We start from the raw sequence: 14,645 nt of genomic DNA on the forward strand, positions 1-14,645 counted from the left end.
ACCGGGAGAAGAGAACCATGGCAAAGGTATTCATTCATGCGACAGTGACTCTGGACGGATTCATGGCCGACCCGCAGGGAGGGGTGGATTGGATGTTCGGATTTCCCTCTGATCCCCGTGACGAAAAGGTTGTGGAGGAGGTGTGTCAAAAGATCGGCGCAGTAGTGGGCGGCGCGAATAAGACACAGACCATAGAGGACGGCGAAACTCCCTACGGCGGCATGCTGAAAGTACCCGTATTCCTCATGACTCACAGCGCACACGAGCCGATTCAACGCGGGGATGTCACCTACGCCTTTGTTGTTGACGACATCATGCAGGCGGTCGAGTCCGCGAAACATGCTGCGGGAGACCAGTGGGTCAGTCTGCTGGGAGGCAGCATCTCAAGACAATGCCTTGAGCGGGGACTCGTTGATGAAATCCAATTGGATGTTGTGCCCCTTCTGCTGGGAGAAGGAATCCCGCTGTTCGCAGGGCTGCGGAAACGCATCCGTTTGGAACGCCTGGAAACGTCGGCTTTCGCCAGCGAAACCCACCTGCGCTACCGCGTCCTTTCATAACCCGTCAGGCCGGGTGGAGCACGGCATACTGCCGCGCCTGTGGAAGGAAGCACCACACCAGCAGCCCCGCCGACACCAGCGGCGCAATAAACCCGGCGCCAGCCACAATGACCACACCGACGACGGCGCCGGCGAACCCCGCGCCAACGGTCACGCCAAGGCGCACCAGCGGAGGTCCGGGGACGAATTTGCTGACGGGCAGGACCATGCCGAAGCCGAGCAGAACTGCTCCAGCCAGCGTCAACGGCCACTGTGAGGGGTGTCCCGCGCCGGCAAACTGGGATGCTGCTTCGCACAGGAAGGCTCCGGACACCAGCAGCACTGTCCAGCGAATGACGCTGCCAAACCGCGGCAGAAGCATCAGGCCCACTGCCACCGTCAGCGGGACGGCGTTGAGCGCACCCGCCGCGAGACCGAGGTTCATTGCCGCGGTGGAATCCTCCGCAAGATTGGACCAGGTGCTGCCGGACAGTGCGAATCCAATGCAGAGCAAACCAACAAGGAGGGTTCCGCCCGCAATGACGACGACGGCAGTCCGCACGCTTCGGGAGTCCGGGAAGCGCGTGGTCGGTTCCATCGGCCGAGGGTCCGCGCTTTCCGCTCTCAACGCCACAAACAGCAGCCCGGCCGCGGCAAACGGAGCAAACAGGAAACCAACCATGAACGCGATGACAAGGGCCAGCGCCGCCGGCGCTGCAAGCAGGAGGCTCTGTGCAGTGCGGGATGCCAGGGGACGGCTCGGATTCCAGAGAGAGTTGACGGCTGGGAGGAGAGCGGCCGTCCCTGCGATCAAGGCAAGGGCCAGGATGGGCAAAGTGGCCGCTTCGAACCAGTTCAGGGGGACGCCTGCATCAGCGGCGGTGAACCCGGCGGACCAGCTGATAACCGCTGCTGCTGCCAAGCCCCACCCCGGCACTGCTGCCGCGGCGGTAAGCAGGGCTTCCGGTGCTGAGAGCCGGCCGGACTGATAGGACAGCGCCGCTGCCGAGAGTGTCAGGCTCAAGGGCCCGAGAAACATCGAGGCCAGGATTCGGACAAGGTCAGCCCCCGGCCAGTAAAGGGCTCCGGTCAGCAGGATGCCCACTGCCAGGAGGAAGGCAGCCAAAGAAACCGCTGCACACCCGGCGGCCCACTTGTACGTTGCGCGTCCGGCCAGGGCATCGGCACGCGCGGCCCGCGTTTTCGCAGGTGAGAGGCGGTCCGGGTTCATGTCGAACAACCTACCTGCCCGGAAGGCCTCCGCATACGATCCGGCCGGAGCAAAACCGGGCAGAGGATCAGGCGCTCGCACTCTGATCGCCGCGTAGGCTGGAAGCGTGCGAAAAGAAACCCTCTGGGAAGCTCAAAAACGTTCATCGCCCGGCCACTCCGCCTGGTACATCTCGCGGTTCGCCCAAATGCGCGAGCAGGGCGCGGATCTGCACGGCGAAGCACGGCTGATCGACGCCATGGTGCCGCGCGGAGCACGGATCCTGGACGCCGGCTGCGGCCCGGGCCGGGTGGGCGGCGAGCTGGCGGCCCGCGGGCACGACGTCGTCGGCGTGGACGTTGATCCGGAACTTATCGAGGCCGCGCAGCAGGATTTCCCGGGTCTTCCCTGGCTGGTGGAGGATCTGGCGGAACTGGACCTTCCCGCCGCCGGCATCGCGGAGCCGTTTGACGTAATTGTCTGTGCCGGCAACGTTCTCACCTTCGTGGCGCCCGGGACCCAGCAGGAAGTCCTGACCCGCCTGCGGAACCACCTTGCCGACGGCGGCCGGCTGGTCACCGGTTTCGGCGCCGGCCGCGGGTACGACTTCGGGACCTTCCTCGAGGACGCCGCCGCGGCGGGGCTGAAGTGCCAGCAGAAATTCTCCACCTGGGATCTGCGTCCGTTTGAACCGGATTCCGATTTCCTGGTGGCCGTCTTCGGCCGGGCCTGACGCGTTCCACTTTCACTGTGGCGGCGGGTTCGGATCCGCCGCTAGCCTTCGGAGAGACCGTATTAGTTCTCTCGTAAGGGCAGGCCATGGAACTTGTTGGCAGCACAGCAATCGTCACCGGCGGGTCAAAGGGCATCGGCTATGCGGTGGCCGGTGCCCTCATGGCGCACGGGGCTGACGTCGTGATCACCTCGCGGCACGATAAGGAGGTGGCCGAGGCTGCGGCAACCCTGGAGGCCGCCCATCAGGGCCGGCGTGTCCTTCCGGTGGCCGCGGACGTGACCAGCGCCGCCGACGTCGAACGCCTCTACGCGCGCGCGGAAGCCGAACTTGCCCCAGCGGCAATCGTGGTGAACAACGCCGGCATCCACTCCTATGAAACCATTGCCCATCTGTCCGAAGACGACTGGAACGGTGTGGTGGACTCCCACCTCAAAGGCACCTTCCTCGGGACCAAAGCGGCTCTGGCGCACATGCGGGCCAGCGGCACGGCCGGAGCGATCATCAATCTCGGCGCGGTGGACGCCGTCGCAACGACACGCGGCACAGCCCACTACGCGGCAGCGAAGGCCGGCATCGCGAAGTTCACGGAAGTGGCCGCGCTGGAGGCCGGCCGCCACGGCATCCGGGTCAACACGGTGTCGCCGGGGGTGATCTTGACCCCGGAGAACGCCGGGACCTTCAGCCCCGATTTCGAGGCCGCCTGGCACCGCAGCTTCGCCATCGACCGGATGGGCGAGCCGGCAGACGTGGCCAAGGCCGTGGTCTTTTTGGCCTCTGACTATGCCGGCTGGATCACGGGAATCAACCTGCTGGTCGACGGCGGCACCCACCTGCGCGGGCTGCCCGACTATGTGGATTACCTGCTCGGAGGCAACGAGTGAGGGGTATCCGAGGGGGGCACGGTCATAACCGGCAGCGTCAGATCAGCCAGGCGGTGGTGTCGCCCGGAAGCATGCCGTCTGCCAGGGCAGAGCTGCTCAACAGCACCGTTCCCGCGGGCAGCGGTGCAGGAGTGGATCCGAAGTTGGTGATGCACTGCCAGCCGTTGGGCCGGGCGAAGTGCAGCACCTCGGGGGAAGCGCCGTCGATCCACTCGAAGTCCTCCCCGGTCTGCAGCTCGCGGCGAAGCGCAAGGGCTCGGCGGTAGAAGTTGAGCGATGAGGCGGGGTCATCTTCCTGACTTTCGACGGCGTACACGCTGAACCAGTCGGGCTGGGGCAGGTGCGCTCCGCCGGAGCCGAAGCCGAAGGAACTGCCCTCCATGGTCCAGGGCAGCGGCACGCGGCACCCGTCGCGGCCGATGTCCACGCCCTTGTTGCGGAAGAACGTGGGATCCTGGCGGTGCTCGTCGGCAATGTCGGCCACCTCGTGCAGCCCTAGTTCCTCACCCTGATACAGGTAGGCGGAACCGGGCAGTGCCAGCATCAGCAGGGAGACGGCACGGGCGCGGCGCTCGCCGAGGACGGGGTCCAGCGCCGGTTCCGTGCCGCCGCTCATCAGCCAGGCGGAGCCGTCCTGGCTCTCCGGGTCGGCCGGACCGCTGACGGGCAGGCCGTAGCGCGTGGCGTGGCGGACGACGTCGTGGTTTGAAAAGACCCAAGTGGAGGATGCGCCGGAGGACTTCGCTTCGGCGAGGTTCTTGGTGATGATGTCGCGGAACTGGGCGTGGTTCCAGCCGGCCTTCAGGAGGTCGAAGTTGAAGGCCTGGCCCAGTCCTTCGGGGCTGGCGTAGCGGGAGCGGCGGTCGGCGTGCACCCAGGCCTCGGCCACGGCGGTGCGCGGCGGGGTGTATTCGTTGAACACCTGCCGCCACTCGGCGAACACTTCGTGGACTTCGTCCCGGTCCCAGAACGGGTGCTTGCCGTTGTTGTTGTCATTCTCCGCGCCCAGATCAGCCTTGGACGCGAGCGGCTCGGTCATGTCCTTGGTCAGGGCATGCGCCACGTCCACCCGGAAGCCGTCCACGCCCCGGTCGGACCAGAAGCGCAAAGTGGTGAGGAAATCGTCCCGGACCTCGCGGTTATCCCAGTTCAGGTCCGGCTGTTCCTTCGCGAAGATGTGCATGTACCACTGGCCGTCGTCGGTCCGTTCCCAGGCCGGGCCGCCGAAGACGGACTCCCAGTCCGACGGCGGTTCGTCACCGTTGGGGCCCAAGCCGTCGCGGAAGATGTACCGGTTGCGGGCGGCCGATCCCTTCGGGGAAGCCAGCGCCTCCTGGAACCAGGCGTGGCGGTTGGACGTATGGTTCGGCACGATGTCCGCGATCAGCTTGATGCCGGCCGCGTGGAGGGCTGCAATCATTTCGTCGAAGTCCTCGAGCGTGCCGAGCTTGGGATCAACGTTGCGGTAATCATCCACGTCATAGCCGCCGTCGGCCAGCGCCGAGGGATAGAACGGGCTGAGCCAGACGGCGTCGACCCCCAGGGACTGCAGGTAGGGGATTCGAGACGTGATGCCCGGCAGGTCGCCGATGCTGTCGCCGTTGGAATCCGCGAAACTGCGCGGATAGATCTGGTAGACGGCGGCCTGCCGCCACCAGTGCGGATCCTGCATGCGGGAGGCGAACTCCTCAGGGAAAAGCTGCGTTGCGGGGTCGGCGGGCTGGAGCTGCGGATTGGCAGGAAACGTCACAGAGTCATCTTTCAAATTGGGGCCGGCTTTCCGCGAGTCTACGTGATTCCCCGGACCGGGCCGCCGGCTCCGCCGGCCATACAGCACCTCCGGGGCGGACTGCAGGCCGGTCAGTCGTTCCAGTTCCGGGGCGTTACGGTGAGGTTTATCCCGGCGGTGCCGCCCAGCAGCTCCTTTGAGAATTCCGGGACATCCACATGGCCTTTCCACCGGGCTGCGGTGGGGTCGATATCCGCCAGGAGGTTCTCCTCCGCGGGAACCCAGTCCCTGAGTGCAGAGGGGATGGAGCTGTTCCACGCCGCCCAGGCACGGGGCAGGGCCCGGTCGGATGAAGGAGGCTCGATGTCGACGAGCAGAGTGTCCTGCCAGTCTTCGGTTTGCTCGAGGTGGTCGGCGAAAAAGAAGTGACCTTCGCTCTCCCGGATGGACATCAGCCTCAACCTCAGTGCCTGGCGGAGCGTGGAGACCTCCCTGCCGTTGATCTGGGGGCGCGGCGCAGCGGAGGACAGGAAAGTGGCGAGCAGGGGAACCGGGGAGTCAATCGGGTCGCCTTCCTTCCAGTGCTCCACCTGAATAGGGCAGAAATGAGCCGCGCTCTGTTCGTGGACCAGGACCGGAAGGCCGCGAATAGCCAAACCAACATCCAGCTGGAACTCGACTCCCGGCGGGGCAGCTCTTCCGACGGTAAGTCCGACCAGTTCCACTTCAACCTTGAGATCGCCGAAAAGGAATCGCTGCAGGTTCTGGTATCCCTCTTCTGAGTTGACGATGCCGTACCGTCCGCTGTGGCTCCGGTGCACCACTGCCAGCTGTGCGCCCCTGACCGCGGCATTGTCGATTTGCACCAGGCCGTCGCTGCGGGCGCCCACCGCTTTTGAGGACATGCCCATGGCGACGTCATAGTCCTCCGGGTTGGACCCCACCAGGCAGAAGAGGTTTTCCACGGGGAACCCGTCCGCCGGCATGACGGTTCCCTGGAAGTCTTCCCGGGTCAGCTCCTGCCTCTGCGCCTGCGGGGTCAAATAGTCGTACATCCGGTCCGGCCCGAAGATGTCCGCGCCGTGGACGCCCGTGGCATCACGGAGGCGTTCCAGCAGCCCCATGCCCAGGGCGAAGTTGATTCCGCCGTGGGGCGTTGCGTAGGTAAAGACCCGGGCCACATATTTGGTGCCGGCGGCGGGATCAAACACGCCGGTCTCTGCGGCCACGCTTTCCGGGATGACCCGCTGCAGCATGCAGCGGCAGATCAGTCCTCCCATGGAGTGGGCAACCAGAAACACCTTCGGTGCGCCCGTCTTTTCCAGTACCAGCCGGACGAGTGCAAAGAGGCTGGCGGCGGCTTCCTCGAGGGAAAACTTCTCCGGGTCCTCGGCAAAGGTGGTGGCGGCGTCGTCGTAGAACCGGTGGATCCAGACGGAAGCAGGGTTCAGGCTCCCCGCGTCAACGCTGTTCAGGAACGTCCATTGGTCCCCGTGGACCGGCACTTCGTAGGTGTGGTCGCTGATGAGGCGCAGCATCGGGGATTCGAACTGATGAAACTTGGCCCGTCCGCTGCTGTCAGCGCGGACGTGGACCGATCCCTGGCTGAACCCGTAGAACGGGTCATCCACGGCATCGTTGATGGCCGAACCTGCACCGGCAAACCCGCGGACATAGATCACCGGGAGTTTGCCGTCATCACCGGAAGAATGCATCGTTTTCCTCCTCATGTTCCAGCGCCTTCGGCTCGGTGCGCCCGGGCCAAGGAAGTCCCATCAGGCGGCTGCGCAGAGAGGGGCCTCGAACGGCGGGTGCGGCGGGCAGGCGTTGTTGCCGGCTGGTGACGTGAGTGACCGCTCCGTCGCGGCGACTGCAGGGCCTAGCAGTAGGATCCTCAACGCGCTGCGTTGTGTCAATGGAGATTCCGGTTGTTGCCCCCGGCCTCCTCATTGCCTCAGCTGCCAGCGGGCAGATGCAAAAACGGCGCTGCCGGCAACCAGCCGGGCAGCGCCGTCGTGCCTGCGCGTTACTTGGCGGAAACCAGCTCCGGGTGATGCAGCTGGGCAACCTGCGGATGGGCGCGCAGCCAGCCCTTGAGGACATTGGAGCCGTAGGACGCCAGCATGGGGTTTTCCGGATCATCGGAGATGCCGCGGGACTGTGCCGCCAGCTCGGCGGGAAGTTCCACCGAGTCAATGACGGCGTCCAGGCGCGGGGACCAGAAGAACGGAATGGCGTAGCGGTCCACGCCGGGAGCCGGTGCGGTGACCCGGTGAATGGTGGCGGAAAGGTAGCCCTGCGTGGCAACCTCGAGCATCTCGCCCAGATTGACCACCAGCGCACCCGGGATCGGCTCCACCGGAATCCACGTATCCGATTCATGCGGACGAACCTCCAGGCCGCCCACCGAATCCTGCAGCAGCAGGGTCACGAAGCCATAGTCGGCGTGCGACCCGACGCCCTGGGTGCCTGCTTCCTTGACCACGCCACCCACGTAGTGGATGAGCTTGGCCATCCACGCGGGTGTTCCTTCGAAGGGCTCGGCGAAGTGGTCTTCGGGCAGATCCAGCGAGACGGAAATGGCACTGAGCAGCTCGGCGCCCACTTCCGACATCAGCTTGCCCCACTCCATCGACTTCTGCCGCAGCTCGGGCAGCACCTCATCGGGGAACAGATTGGGGCCCTGCACCAGCCAAAAAGGCTGATCGTTCGGGTAATCCGCCACTGGCTCGCGCTCCGGGCCGAAGTCCACCTGCTCGCGGGCATCCGGACGTCCCTGCGTCAGCTCGGTGCCCAGCCTGGTGTACCCGCGGAAGTGCGGAGACTTCCGGTTATCCAGCTCCAGCCGGTTTTCCAGCGGCAAATCAAAGAAGCGCTTCGTGACGTCAAACATCTCGTCCACCTTGGCTTCGCCTGCGCCGTAGCCCACCAGCTGGAAGAAGCCGATGCGGTGCGTGGCATCACGCAGCTGTGCAATGAACTCGGGGTTGAAGGAACCGTCGGCATTGCGGGCGGTGCTCAGGTCCAGGACGGGAATCGAGGTGGGGATCTCAGTCATAGAGCGAAGCTACCACCGCCCGCTGTCAAGTAAGTATCAAATGTTACGACGACGGTCCCGCATCCCGCGCTGACCTGCACTTTTATTTCGGCCACCGTGGATTGGTGCGTAATACGGCGTCTTGTGGCGACACGATCAGGGGTCAGGCCGGCCCGAGCGGTTGGGGGATCGTGCCGGATGAGTGGTGGTATCCGCGCGGGGGCGTCACCGAATAATTAGTACACATAAATGTGCGCTAATCCCTTCCATATGGTCTGATATATACATCAGTCTTTAGGTAAGCCTTACCTGCCAACCCGATAGGAACGTCGTTGAGCTCCTCCCACCCTCCCCGCGGAACCTCCCGCCGCAATGTTCTCGGCGGTGCCGGCCTGGGCCTTCTTGCCCTGGCCCTTGGCGCCTGCTCCTCCCGTGAAACCGTTGCGGCCGCGGGCGGCGCGGCGGGTTCCGGCGGCTTCAGCGTCACCGACATGCGCGGCGTAGAGGTCTCCTTCGATGCTCCCGTGCAGCGGATTGCGACGACGGTCATCCCGTCGCCGTCCATGCTCGCCGCGGTGGACGGCGGCTACGGGCGCATTGTGGGCATCAACGAATCGACCCTCCAGGCCAACAAGCAGGGCCTGTTCGGTGAGATGTACCCCGAGTCAAAGAGCACCACCACCATTTCCCCGTCGAGCTTCACGCCCAACATTGAAACCATCACCAAGCTGCAGCCCGACGTCGTGTTTCAGTGGGCGGATCAGGGGGACGGTCTCGTGGAACCGCTGGAAAACGCCGGCTTCAAGACGGTCTGTCTGCTCTACGGCACGCAGGAGCACCTGGAGACCTGGGTGTCGCTCTTCTCCACGATCCTCGGCAAGCCGGAGCGCGGCACCGAGATTGTGGACTGGATGCACGCGGAGATTGCCCGCCTGGAGAAGGAACTCTCCGGCGTGAAGACTCCGGTCCGAGTAGTCCACCTGGGCCAGTCCGGCGACGGCTACTCTGCCTCCAACAAGTCCTCCTACATGCACTACTGGATGGAACTGGCCGGCGGCAGGAACATGGCGGCCGACAACATGTCAGCGGAAAACGTGGTCAGCGCAGAGCAGCTCATCACCTGGGATCCGGAGGTCATCACGCTGGGCGGTTTTGACGCCCGCACCCCCGCGGAGGTCTACGCGGACAAGTCGCTGGCTTCCGTCTCCGCCGTGCGCAACCGCCGCGTCTACAAGGCTCCGCTGGGCGGCTACCGCTGGGAAGTTCCCTGCGCCGAATCTCCGCTGATGTGGCAGTGGGCCGCCGAGCTCTACCATCCGCAACTCACCGGCCACACGCTGCGCGCCGCCATGGCCGAGAAAATCGCCTACCTGTACAACTACGAGATGTCCGAAGCCCAGATCGATGCCGCTCTCCGGATGGAACTCAACAGGGAAAGCGCCGGCTATGACGTCTTCAGCGGTTAAGCCCGGCACGACGACGCCGACAGCTCCCCGCCCGCCGGCGCGCAGCCACCGGGTGCCGCTGCTGCTGTGCGTCCTGCTCCTGTGTGCGGTCGCCCTGATTTCGATGGCGGCCGGCAGGTACTGGGTGCCGCCGAACGAAATCCTCCGCATCCTCGCCAATGAAGCAACGGCGCTGTTCGGCGCCGGCGGGGGAGAGGGCGCGCTGCGGCGGACCTGGACCGACCAGGAAGCCACCGTGGTCCTGGATGTGCGGCTTCCGCGGGTCCTGCTGGCCTTCCTGGTGGGCGGCGCCCTGTCCCTGGGCGGCGCCTGCCTGCAGGCACTGTTCCGCAATCCGCTGGTCAGCCCGGACATTATCGGCGTCACCGCCGGGGCGTCTTTTGGCGGCGTCTTGGTGCTGACCCTGGGCCTGTCCGGCGGCGCGATGGTGGGCGGAGCGTTCGGCTTTGGATTGGCCGCCCTCGCCGTCGTGCTCCTGCTGGGCCGGCTGGGCGGCAGCGGCGGACCCATGCTGATGATCGTGCTCGGCGGCATTGTGGTGGCGGCGTTCTTCAACGCCCTGGTCTCCTTCATCACGTACACAGCGGACCCGTACTCCGAGCTGCCGTCGATTGTGCACTGGCTGCTGGGGTCCATCGCCGCCGCCGGGTATGACAAGGTGCTGACCGCGCTGATCCCGGTTGCCCTCGGCGCGGCCGTGGTCCTGGCTATGCGGTGGCGGCTGAACGTGCTCTCGCTGGGCGACGACGACGCCGCTGCCCTGGGTGTTAATCCCCACCGCTCCCGCGTGGTGCTGCTGTGCGCCGTGGCCCTGATGACCGCCGGGACCGTGGCCGTGGCCGGCGCCGTCGGCTGGGTGGGCCTGGTGGTTCCGCACCTGGCCCGGCTCTGGGTTGGCCCGGACCACCGCGTGCTGCTGCCCGCGTCGCTGCTGCTCGGCGGCACCTATCTGATGCTCATTGATACCCTCAGCCGCTCCCTCACCAGCAGCGAACTGCCCCTGGGCATCCTGACCGCCGTTATCGGCGCCCCGGTGTTCGTGTGGCTGCTGGCCCGTTCCCAGAAAAAAGGCGAGATGCAATGACCACCCTTCCTGTCCTGGATTCCGGGTCCGCCGCGGCTTCCTCCCAGCCGGCTGCCGCATCGGAGGCCACCCTGATGCAGGTTTCCGGGCTGGGTTTCCGCTACTCCCGGGTGCGGCCCTGGCTGTTCCGAAACCTCGGCTTCACCCTGGAGCGCGGGGAAATCCTGTCCATCCTCGGCCCCAACGCACGCGGCAAAACCACACTGCTCAAATGCCTGTCAGGCCTGCTTACCCCGCGCGAGGGGCAGGTCACCACCGCGGCTGCCGTGGGCTATGTTCCGCAGGACCACGGCGCCGGCGGTACGTCCTACACCGTGGCCGAGATGGTGCTCATGGGCCGCAGCCGCCACTTGCGTGCGTATCAGAGCCCCCGCCGGGAGGACCACAACGCTGCCGACGCGGCCATGGAACGGGTGGGTGTGGCCGGCTGGGCCAACCGCTCCTACGCCGAGCTGTCCGGCGGCCAGCGGCAGCTGGTCCTGATCGCGCGGGCCGTGGCCTCCGGCTCCGAGCTGCTCGTCCTGGATGAGCCCGCGTCGGCACTGGACCTGCACAATCAGTCGCGCGTGCTCGGTGTCCTCGCGGGACTTGCCGCGGACGGGATGGGTGTCATCATGACCACCCACCATCCGGACCACGCGCTGCATGTTTCGCGCAACGCGCTGCTGTTTGTCGGCAGCGACGACACCCGCTGGGGACCCACTGACGAAATGCTGACCAGCTCCGCACTCTCAGCGGTCTACGGACTCCCCATCTGCACCCCAACTGTCGGGACCGAGTCGGGCAACCGGGTGATCGCGGTGCCGGATTTCGGCCCTTCCTGCCGCAAGGACTGCGCACTGCCCTTCGGCTCCGCGCCCTTCACCTCCATCCCCCTTCGAAAGGACCTCCCGTGATTTTCCGGCTGATCGGCGGTACGCCGATGCGCGGCCAGAACGACCCGTCCTGGCGCGGCGCACTCGAAGACGTTGACGCGTACGACTTGGACGACGACGCCGCCCGCGCCCGGATCCTGTCCGCAGACGGACTGGTGATCGGCGGGGGTGCTGACCACCTGCTGCTGTGCCGGCACCGCGAGGCACTGAATGGTTTTGTCCGCTCCGGCGGCCGGGTGCTGGTCAACGGCCAAGTTGTGAAGCCCTTCATTGACGGACTGGCGGTCTGGCGAAAGCTTGAATTCCGCGGCGCACAGGACATCCGTCCGCATTCGGTCACCGCTCATCCGGTCTGGCACGGCGTCGACTATCGGGACCTGCACTACCGCACGGGTGTGCCCGGAATACACAGCTACGAGAAGCTGGAAAAGATCGGCGTCGCCGGCTTCTACGGCCGCGGCTACCATCTGGACCTGCCCGAAGGTGCCAGCGTCGTCACGGGCATCGGCCAGTATTCGCTGCCGCTGGACTACAGCTACCGGCTGGGCGAGGGCGAGGTACTGGTCCACGGCGGCAATGATCTGGAGAGCTTCAGTGATGACAGGTACTCGATCGGAGAGATCGGCCCCAACCTGGTGCACTGGCTGGAGGGCGGAACCCGGACTCCCGGCAAGAAGCTGGCCGGACCGGAAACCGCGGAACGGAACTCTGCTGCCGCAGTTCCGCCGCCGCCGTCCGCCGGCCAATCCGTCGCCGTCGGACGCCGAGAACCGGCACCCGGCGCCGCCCCGCAGATCGGGCTGCTGCACGGCGGCACGTTCCCGGCGCTGCGCACGCTAGCCGATCCCGCCCTGGCCCCCTATCGGATTGAATCCGTGTACCTGCCTGAAGCTGATCCCTCAGCGCTTGCCGGCCTGGACGTGATCATCGTGGGGGACCGCCTGCATCAGGGCCAGCTGGCCCGATTTGCCCCGGCAGTTCGCGCCGCACTGCAGGACCCGGCCAAGACCGTGATCGTGCTCGGCGAGAACAAGGTGGAACAGTGGCTGCCCGGCGTCGGCTACACCTTCCGGCCCACCGTGTTCTGGACCTGGCGCACCGGCGAGGACAACGGCACGCGGCTGCGGCTGCCCGAGGACCCGATGTGGGAATACTTCACGCCGCGGGCGGTGTCCTGGCACCATCACGGGCTGCTGCATCCGCCCGCCGGTGCCCGCTCCTTGGTGGTCATGGAGGAGGACGGCGCCGACTCCGGGGCCCTGCTATACGTGGACGAGGTGAACCAGCCGGCCCGTCTGCTGGTGACCACTATGGATCCGGTGTACCACCACGGTTCGGGGTTCATGCCCGGCGCTTCGCAGCTGCTGTACTCCCTGCTGCGCTGGGTGACGGCCACGCACGTTCCGAGCAGCTAAGCCTTCGTCCCCCGCCGGCGGTAAATCGACCACTTTGGGATTTTCCCTCCACTTTGGGAAATCCCTGCCGTTTTAAACCGGCAGGGATTTCCCAAAACGGCGGGGATTTCCCAAAATCCAGAATGAGCGTCAGCCCAGAGTTAGCCGGACGGCCAGAACCAGCATCACGATGCCGATGAGCAGGTCGAGTATCTGCCAGGTCCGGGGCCGATTCAGTACGCGGGACAGTGAGCGGGCGCCGTAACCCAGCGCAGCGAACCAGAGGCAACTGCCGACGGCGGCACCGGCCGCAAAAACCCAGCGGGCGTCCGGCCCGTGCTGGTTCGCCAGGCTGCCTAGCAGCACCACGGTGTCCAGATAAACATGCGGATTCAGGAAGGTCAGCGCAAGGGTGGTCAGGATGACGGTTCCCTTGGCCCGCGGCGCCTGGGCGGTCAGGGCTGCGGGGCGCAGGGCAGAGACCAGCGAGCGGATGCCCCACCAGGCCAAGTAGGCGGCCCCGCCCCAACGGAGGATTTCAAGGGCGGCCGGAAAGCGGGCCACCAGCGCGCCGATCCCCGCGGTGCCGCCGAATATCAGCAGCACGTCACTGATGATGCACAGCATCACCACCACGGAGATGTGCTCGCGGCGCAGACCCTGCCGCAGCACAAAAGCGTTCTGGGCTCCGATAGCCATGATGAGTCCCAGACCGGTGACCATGCCGGTTGCCGCGATGCTTAACATGTGTTCACCGTAGCCAGCGGCACGGATTCAATCCAACGAATGATTTTCAGGATGCATTAGCTTTGCTTCATGAACTTTGAGCATCTGAGGGCACTGGCCGCCGTTGTGGACGAGGGTACTTTCGAAGCGGCGGCGGACCGGCTGCACATCAGCCCGTCAGCGGTAAGCCAGCGGATCAAGGCCCTGGAAAACGCGGAGGGCCAGATCATGATCCGCCGCGGCGTGCCGTGCAGTCCCACGGAACCCGGAGCTGTCCTGCTGCGGATGGCCCGGCAGATGCAGCTGCTGGAAGCCGAGGCCCGGGAGGCCCTGGGGTCCCAGGCGCCGGGACTGGCCGCCACGCGGTTGGCCGTGAACGCCGATTCCCTGGCCACGTGGTTCCTGCCCGTGCTCGCGGAAGCCGCTAACTGGGCGGACACCACCCTTGACCTGCACGTTGAGGACCAGGATTACAGCAGCCGGCTGTTGCGGCAGGGTGACGTGATGGGGGCGGTGACATCGGACGGGTCTCCGGCGAACGGCTGCCGGGCGGTCCGGCTGGGAGCAATGCGTTACGTCCCTGCCGCCGCTCCCGGGCTGCGGGACCGGTTTGCCGGGGCAGGCGGCCCGGACTGGGACGCCATGCCGGTGCTGCAGTTCAACGCCAAGGATGACCTGCAGCGCGGTTTCCTGGCCTCCCGGAGCACCTCCGGCACACCTCCGATGCACACCGTCCCGTCGTCGGAGGCTTTCGTAGCCGCCATACGCGCCGGGCTGGGCTGGGGGATGGTGCCGGAACTGCAGGTGGATTCGGACTTTGACGACGGCAGGCTGGTACTGCTCGATGCCCGGGCCCACCACGACGTCGTTCTGTATTGGCAGTCCTGGGCGCTTCAGTCCAAGCGCCTTGACCGGCTCACAGCAGCGGTCCGCCGGGCAGCCCGTCAGCTGCGAAACTAGCTCACCTG

General features: G+C 65.9%; 13 protein-coding genes. 8 read left to right on the forward strand and 5 right to left on the reverse strand.

All coding sequences use genetic code 11. The features are described from left to right. Positions 1-17: 17 nt before the first annotated feature. Positions 18-560, forward strand: coding sequence for a dihydrofolate reductase family protein (locus CXR03_RS16155; RefSeq protein ID WP_104104782.1), 543 nt, complete (start codon positions 18-20; stop codon positions 558-560). A gap of 4 nt (positions 561-564) precedes the next feature. Here the strand turns inward: CXR03_RS16155 and CXR03_RS16160 are convergent, their stop codons facing one another. Continuing rightward, positions 565-1,770, reverse strand: coding sequence for a hypothetical protein (locus CXR03_RS16160; protein WP_104104783.1), 1,206 nt, complete (start codon positions 1,768-1,770; stop codon positions 565-567). 106 nt (positions 1,771-1,876) lie between these two features. Here CXR03_RS16160 and CXR03_RS16165 point away from each other — a divergent pair, with 106 nt between their 5' ends. Together CXR03_RS16165 and CXR03_RS16170 are read left to right on the forward strand one after the other, a co-directional pair. Continuing rightward, positions 1,877-2,482: a bifunctional 2-polyprenyl-6-hydroxyphenol methylase/3-demethylubiquinol 3-O-methyltransferase UbiG gene (locus CXR03_RS16165; protein ID WP_104104784.1), complete on the forward strand. Its 606-nt coding sequence runs from the start codon at positions 1,877-1,879 to the stop codon at positions 2,480-2,482. Positions 2,483-2,568: 86 nt separating this feature from the next. Next, a complete protein-coding gene (locus tag CXR03_RS16170) occupies positions 2,569-3,366 on the forward strand; it encodes an SDR family NAD(P)-dependent oxidoreductase (RefSeq protein WP_104104785.1) in 798 nt (265 codons plus the stop codon). 37 nt (positions 3,367-3,403) lie between these two features. Here the strand turns inward: CXR03_RS16170 and CXR03_RS16175 are convergent, their stop codons facing one another. The 3 genes from CXR03_RS16175 to CXR03_RS16185 all read right to left on the reverse strand — a co-directional run bounded on the left by CXR03_RS16175 (position 3,404) and on the right by CXR03_RS16185 (position 8,153). Continuing rightward, positions 3,404-5,038 carry an alpha-amylase family glycosyl hydrolase gene (locus CXR03_RS16175; protein WP_104104898.1) on the reverse strand — a complete coding sequence of 545 codons (1,635 nt, stop codon included), beginning with the start codon at positions 5,036-5,038 and terminating at the stop codon, positions 3,404-3,406. Positions 5,039-5,226: 188 nt separating this feature from the next. Continuing rightward, positions 5,227-6,810 carry a triacylglycerol lipase gene (locus CXR03_RS16180; RefSeq protein ID WP_104104786.1) on the reverse strand — a complete coding sequence of 528 codons (1,584 nt, stop codon included), beginning with the start codon at positions 6,808-6,810 and terminating at the stop codon, positions 5,227-5,229. Positions 6,811-7,121: 311 nt separating this feature from the next. Next, positions 7,122-8,153, reverse strand: coding sequence for an isopenicillin N synthase family oxygenase (locus tag CXR03_RS16185; RefSeq protein WP_104104787.1), 1,032 nt, complete (start codon positions 8,151-8,153; stop codon positions 7,122-7,124). Between the two features lie 311 nt (positions 8,154-8,464). Here CXR03_RS16185 and CXR03_RS16190 point away from each other — a divergent pair, with 311 nt between their 5' ends. From CXR03_RS16190 to CXR03_RS18485, 4 genes are read left to right on the forward strand one after another with little or no spacing between them, the layout of a single operon-like run. Further along, positions 8,465-9,598 (forward strand): ABC transporter substrate-binding protein, encoded by a 1,134-nt coding sequence (locus CXR03_RS16190; RefSeq protein WP_104104788.1) that lies wholly within the window; start codon positions 8,465-8,467, stop codon positions 9,596-9,598. Next, positions 9,579-10,682: an iron ABC transporter permease gene (locus tag CXR03_RS16195; protein ID WP_104104789.1), complete on the forward strand. Its 1,104-nt coding sequence runs from the start codon at positions 9,579-9,581 to the stop codon at positions 10,680-10,682. The genes CXR03_RS16190 and CXR03_RS16195 overlap by 20 nt, the downstream gene beginning before the upstream one ends. Continuing rightward, positions 10,679-11,578: an ABC transporter ATP-binding protein gene (locus CXR03_RS16200; RefSeq protein ID WP_219816268.1), complete on the forward strand. Its 900-nt coding sequence runs from the start codon at positions 10,679-10,681 to the stop codon at positions 11,576-11,578. The genes CXR03_RS16195 and CXR03_RS16200 overlap by 4 nt, the downstream gene beginning before the upstream one ends. Beyond that, positions 11,575-12,972, forward strand: coding sequence for a hypothetical protein (locus CXR03_RS18485; protein ID WP_219816269.1), 1,398 nt, complete (start codon positions 11,575-11,577; stop codon positions 12,970-12,972). Before CXR03_RS16200 ends, CXR03_RS18485 begins: the two co-directional genes overlap by 4 nt. Positions 12,973-13,101: 129 nt before the next feature. Here CXR03_RS18485 and CXR03_RS16210 read toward each other — a convergent pair whose 3' ends face one another. Next, positions 13,102-13,698, reverse strand: a complete 597-nt coding sequence (locus tag CXR03_RS16210; protein WP_181034659.1) for a LysE/ArgO family amino acid transporter — start codon at positions 13,696-13,698, stop codon at positions 13,102-13,104. A 69-nt stretch (positions 13,699-13,767) separates the two neighbouring features. On the opposite strand from CXR03_RS16210, the gene CXR03_RS16215 reads away from it, so the two are divergent. After that, a complete protein-coding gene (locus CXR03_RS16215) occupies positions 13,768-14,637 on the forward strand; it encodes a LysR family transcriptional regulator ArgP (RefSeq protein WP_104104790.1) in 870 nt (289 codons plus the stop codon). Positions 14,638-14,645: the final 8 nt, after the last annotated feature.

This window comes from Arthrobacter sp. 08Y14, from assembly GCF_002929455.1.
In the GTDB taxonomy this organism is placed as follows: domain Bacteria; phylum Actinomycetota; class Actinomycetes; order Actinomycetales; family Micrococcaceae; genus Arthrobacter_B; species Arthrobacter_B sunyaminii.

Excerpts from the sequence above, each read along its gene's own strand:
- CXR03_RS16175 (WP_104104898.1), bottom strand. The coding sequence starts at position 5,038 with ATGCAGGATCCGCACTGGTGGCGGCAGGCCGCCGTCTACCAGATCTAT.
- CXR03_RS16160 (WP_104104783.1), bottom strand. The coding sequence starts at position 1,770 with ATGAACCCGGACCGCCTCTCACCTGCGAAAACGCGGGCCGCGCGTGCC.
- CXR03_RS16195 (WP_104104789.1), top strand. The coding sequence starts at position 9,579 with ATGACGTCTTCAGCGGTTAAGCCCGGCACGACGACGCCGACAGCTCCC.
- CXR03_RS16170 (WP_104104785.1), top strand. The coding sequence starts at position 2,569 with ATGGAACTTGTTGGCAGCACAGCAATCGTCACCGGCGGGTCAAAGGGC.
- CXR03_RS16215 (WP_104104790.1), top strand. The coding sequence starts at position 13,768 with ATGAACTTTGAGCATCTGAGGGCACTGGCCGCCGTTGTGGACGAGGGT.
- CXR03_RS16200 (WP_219816268.1), top strand. The coding sequence starts at position 10,679 with ATGACCACCCTTCCTGTCCTGGATTCCGGGTCCGCCGCGGCTTCCTCC.
- CXR03_RS16185 (WP_104104787.1), bottom strand. The coding sequence starts at position 8,153 with ATGACTGAGATCCCCACCTCGATTCCCGTCCTGGACCTGAGCACCGCC.
- CXR03_RS16180 (WP_104104786.1), bottom strand. The coding sequence starts at position 6,810 with ATGCATTCTTCCGGTGATGACGGCAAACTCCCGGTGATCTATGTCCGC.
- CXR03_RS16155 (WP_104104782.1), top strand. The coding sequence starts at position 18 with ATGGCAAAGGTATTCATTCATGCGACAGTGACTCTGGACGGATTCATG.
- CXR03_RS16210 (WP_181034659.1), bottom strand. The coding sequence starts at position 13,698 with ATGTTAAGCATCGCGGCAACCGGCATGGTCACCGGTCTGGGACTCATC.